4 protein-coding genes are annotated in these 4,587 nt (G+C 72.8%); 3 read left to right on the plus strand and 1 reads right to left on the minus strand.

What is annotated here, in order from left to right; translation table 11 throughout:
• Nucleotides 1–647, minus strand: a 647-nt coding sequence (locus KME80_RS49505; RefSeq protein ID WP_219519959.1) for a DUF4184 family protein, incomplete at its 3' end; no start/stop codon positions are given.
• A gap of 227 nt (nt 648–874) precedes the next feature.
• Between KME80_RS49505 and KME80_RS52515 the strand changes: the two genes are divergently transcribed.
• From KME80_RS52515 to KME80_RS49520, 3 genes are all read left to right on the plus strand, one after another.
• Entirely contained in the window at nt 875–1,429 is a 555-nt protein-coding gene (locus tag KME80_RS52515; protein ID WP_308126271.1) for a cation diffusion facilitator family transporter, read from the plus strand.
• Nucleotides 1,430–1,662: 233 nt separating this feature from the next.
• Nucleotides 1,663–3,342 carry a substrate-binding domain-containing protein gene (locus KME80_RS49515; protein ID WP_219519965.1) on the plus strand — a complete coding sequence of 560 codons (1,680 nt, stop codon included), beginning with the start codon at nt 1,663–1,665 and terminating at the stop codon, nt 3,340–3,342.
• A 101-nt stretch (nt 3,343–3,443) separates the two neighbouring features.
• Nucleotides 3,444–4,587, plus strand: a 1,144-nt coding sequence (locus KME80_RS49520; RefSeq protein WP_308126272.1) for an RNA polymerase sigma factor, incomplete at its 3' end; no start/stop codon positions are given.

Consider the following 4,587-nt stretch of genomic DNA (forward strand, 5'->3'; position numbering starts at 1 on the left):
GGCTCGTCGACCAGCGGCCAGACGAACGCGCCGGTCAGGATGCCGGCGGCGCCGCCGGTGAGGACGCCGCCGCGCACGCGGGCGGAGACGCGCAGGCGGCCGGGCACCGGCGCGGGCGGCATCGCGGCGAGGCCGCGCCAGGCCCACCACACGACGACGGCCAGGCCGACGGCCGACGACACGTACTGCAGCACGCGGAACAGCGGCAGCACGCCGAGGACGGAGACGCCGAGCCAGTGGCCCCACTCCTGCGGCCCGGTGGAGTGCGTGAAGGAGTCCCACAGCACGTGCGTGCCCGCGCCGACCAGCGCGCCCGCGACCACGGCGGGCAGGCGGGACAGCAGTTCGCGGCGGGTCGGCAGGAGGGTCGCGGCGCGGCCGGCGAACGCGGGCGGCAGCAGCCCGATCAGCGGGTCGCGCAGCAGGCCGTGGAAGAGCACGAGCAGCACCAGCACCGCCGCCAGGTCCACGGTGACGACGCCCTGCCAGGAGTGCCAGTCGCTGTAGTCGGGCAGGAACGGCAGGAAGATCGGCAGGTCGGGCACCATCGCTCCGACCGCGAGCGCCCAGGGGTCGGTCCACCTGCGCATGCGCGGTGACGACACCAGCGGCAGCACGGCCGCGATGTGACTGGGCGTGAACGGCATCGGCCCCCCATATCCCGTCGACGATCACTGCACACTACCCGGGAAGCTTGAACATTCTTTGCCGCCGGCCTCTAAGGTCACGATAAGTAATGGGTACGGCACATAATGCTGTCGACGGCCGGAAGCCGAGAATGCGGAGGTTCAAGGTGCCTGACCAGCGGGTTCATGCGCATCCGGCCGCGTCAGCCGATTGGATCAGGGCTGCGAGGCTGGCGCGTTCACTCTCCGTGGTCACCATCGTGTGGCTGGCGGTGGAGAGCTCGCTCGGGCTGGCGGCGGGGCTGGCGGCGCATTCGGTGGCGTTGATCGGGTGGGGGCTGTCGGCTCTGGTGGAGGTGGCGGCGAGCCTGATCGTGGTGTGGCGGTTCACGGGGAAGCGGACGCTGTCGGCGAGCGCGGAGCATCGGGCGCGGCGGGCGATCGCGGTGAGCTTCTGGCTGCTCGCGCCCTATCTGATCGTGCACGTGGGTCACGACCTGGATGCCGGGCATCGGGCGGTGCCGACCGTGCTGGGGATCGTGGTGACGGCGGTGAGCCTGGTCAGCATGCCGATCCTGGGGCTGGTCAAGCGGCGGCTGGCCCGGCGGCTGGCCTCGGGGGCGACGGCCGGGGAGGCCGCGCAGAACCTGATCTGCGGCGCGATGGCGGCCGGGGTGCTGGCCGGTCTGTGGGCGGGCACGATCGGGTGGTGGTGGGTCGATCCGGCGATGGCGCTCGCTCTGGCGGTGGTCGCCGTGCGTGAGGGATGGCGGGCGTGGCACGGTCACGCATGCTGCCATTGACCGTCACTGAGTGTTATTAGCGCACCAAAACAGGTGTTTTGCCACAGCAAGCACACCGAGTATCGTCTCCCGAGTATTGCGGAGCATCACCGGCTAGGGTCTCCGAAAGGCTTCCAAACACACACCAAGAGGACATCGTGGGGCGACACCGCACAGACGAGTTCGATGGCGGCTACCGAGCCCAGGATCCACCCCCCAGCAGAAGGCGGGCCGGTCGCGGCGGACGCGGCCGGGTGCTCGTCCCGCTCGCGGGAGCAGTGGCGCTCGCCGTGCTCCTCGGTGTGGCCGCGTTCGTCATCTTCAACCGGGAGCACGACTGCTCCAGCGGCAAGCTGCCGCTGACCGTCGTCGCGACGCCGGACGTCCAGCCGGCCCTGAACAAGATCGCGGGCACCTACAACAAGGCGCTGCACTCGATCGACAGCAGGTGCGTCGAGGTCAAGGTGGCCAGGGAGAGCGCGGCCCGGACGGAGAACGCGCTGGTCGCCGGCAAGTTCCAGGGCGACGTGTGGGTGGCCGACTCCAGCCTCGTGGTGGAGCGGGTGCGCAGCCAGGAGTCCGTCACGCTGCCCGAGCCCGCGGGCTCGGTCGCGTCCTCGCCGGTGGTGCTGGCCACGGCCAAGAGCTCGGCGGCCAAGCTGGAGGGCACGCTCAAGCCGAGCTGGTCCGGCATGGTCGCGGCGGCCAACGTGGCGAACGTGGACGGGCCCGGCAAGAAGGTCCGCGTGCTGGCCCTCGATCCGCAGAAGAACTCCGCCGGGCTGGCCGCGCTGCTGGCGGCGGCGGGCACCGCGAAGGCCGCCAAGCAGGACAAGGCGCTGGTGGGCGCGCTCAAGGAGCTGTCCGGGCAGCTCGTCGCCGACCCGACCGCGCTGCTGGCGAGCCTCACCGTGAAGTCCGGTGACCGGGTGCCGATCGGCGTCACGTCCGAGCAGGCCATTCACGTACACAACACGAAAAAGCCGGACACGCCGGTGGTGGCGCTGTACCCGAGCGAGGGCACGCTGAGCCTGGACTACCCGCTCACCGTCGTCACCAAGGACGCCGCGAAGCTCAAGGCCGCCGCCGACTTCCGGCAGGAGCTCGGCAAGGAGTCGGCGCTCAAGGTGCTGCGCGCCCAGGGCTTCCGCGATCCCGGCGGCAAGGCGGGCGAGACGCTGTCGGAGGACAAGGGGTTCACCCCGGCGGCGCCCAAGGCCATGCGCGCCCCCGACGTCAAGACCGTCGCCACCATGACGCAGACCTGGTCCCGGCTCAACCTCGGCACCCGGCTGCTCACGCTGCTGGACGTGTCGGGCACGATGGCGCTGCCCGACCCCGGCACGGGGCTGACCCGCATGAAGGCCATCAGCAAGATCGCCACGGAGGGGCTGTCGCTGTTCCCGCCCGACTCCGAGATCGGCGTGTGGAACTTCTCCACCCACCTGGACGGCCGGGGCAAGGACTACCAGGAGGTCGTCCCCGTCGGGCCGCTGACCGAGAGCATCGGCGGCACGCTGCGCAAGGACGTGCTGGCCCAGCAGCTCGCCACCGTCGAGGCGAAGGCGACCGGCGACACCGGGCTGAACGACTCGCTCAAGGCCGCCTACGCGCACATGACCGAGACGTACAAGCGGGACAAGATCAACACGCTGCTGATCCTGACCGACGGGGCCGGCAACGACGACCCCGACGGCGGCGTCACCGACGCGCAGATCCTCGACTACCTGAAGTCGGCCTACGACCCGGAGCGGCCGGTGAGCATCCTGCTCATCGCGTTCGGGCCGGAGGCGCAGGCGGGCAAGCGGCAGATGGACGCGGTCGCCAAGGCGACGGGCGGCGAGGCGTACATCGCCAAGGACCCGCTGCAGGTCCGCGACTTCTTCCTCCAGGGCATGGAGCGCCGCATCTGCTCGCCCAATTGCGATGGTTGATGCCTGTTCGGCATGAATGAGGGGCCGATCGTCAACCCGCCGGGAGGAGGCGGGCGTCCTACCGCCGTGGGGACGTCCTGCAACCCGCGGGGAGGGTATTCGTGCCTGGATGGCCGGCAGTCGAGCGTGACGACGACGAGCGACTCGTGGCGGGGCTGCGCCACGACGACCCGAACGCCCCCGACCGGCTCTACGGCGCCTACGCCGAGCGGCTCTACGACTACGCCTGCTCGCTACTGGGCGAGCGGGACGGCGCGGCGGACGCGGTGCACGACGCGCTGGTCACCGCGCACGGGCGGGTGCGGCGGCTGCGCGACGCCGACCGGCTGCGGGCCTGGCTGTACGCGCTGACCAGGTTCCAGGCGGTGGCGCGGCTGGGTCACCCGGGCGCGGAGCGGCCCGCGCGGCGGACGGACGGCGAGCCGGACGACCCGGAGCTGACCGGCCTGGTGTACGAGACGCTCGGCGAGCTGCGCGGGGCCGAGCGCGAGGTGCTGGAGCTGTCGCTGCGGCACGGGCTGGCGCCCGCCGAGGTGAGCGCGGTGCTCGGCCTCACCGCGCGGCAGGCCGCCGGGCGGCTGGCCAGGGCCCGCGGCCAGTTGGAGAACGCCGCCGCCGCGGTGGTGCTGGCCAGGACGGGCCGGGCGCACTGCCCCGGCCTGTCGGCGATGCTGGACTCCTGGGAGGGCCCGCTCACGACGCCGCTGCGCCGCCGCCTGTCGGGGCACATCGGCGGCTGCGAGGTGTGCGCCGAGCGGCGCGGCCGGGCGATCTCCGCCGAACGGCTGCTCGACCTGGTGCCGATGGCCTTCCCGCCGCTGTCGCTGCGCGAGCGGGTGATCGGCACCTGCCTCGACCCCGGGCGGAACGAGATCCGCACGCTGATCGTCGACCGGGGCGACAGCTTCGACCGGTCCGGGTTCCCGCTCTCCCCCCGGCACCGGTCGCGGCGGCGCAGGCCGCGCAGGCTGGCCCCGGCGCTGCTGGCGGGCGCGCTGCTCCTGGCGGGGACGAGCGTGACGATCGCGCTGACCTCCCAGGAGGAGGCGCACCCCGCGCTGAGCGCGCCCCCGCCCGCGGCGCCGCCCGACGAGGACTACGCCGCCGACGCCCCCGGCCCCGTCGCCGGGGAGCCCACGGACACCGATCCCGAGCCCGATCCCGAGGTCGAGCCGGAGCCCGACCCCGAGCCCGGCGCGTCCGAGCCGGTCACGCCGCCGACCCGGCGGCCCGCCGACGGCGTGG

Source organism: Nonomuraea ceibae, assembly GCF_019396325.1.
Taxonomy (GTDB): Bacteria; Actinomycetota; Actinomycetes; order Streptosporangiales; family Streptosporangiaceae; genus Nonomuraea; species Nonomuraea ceibae.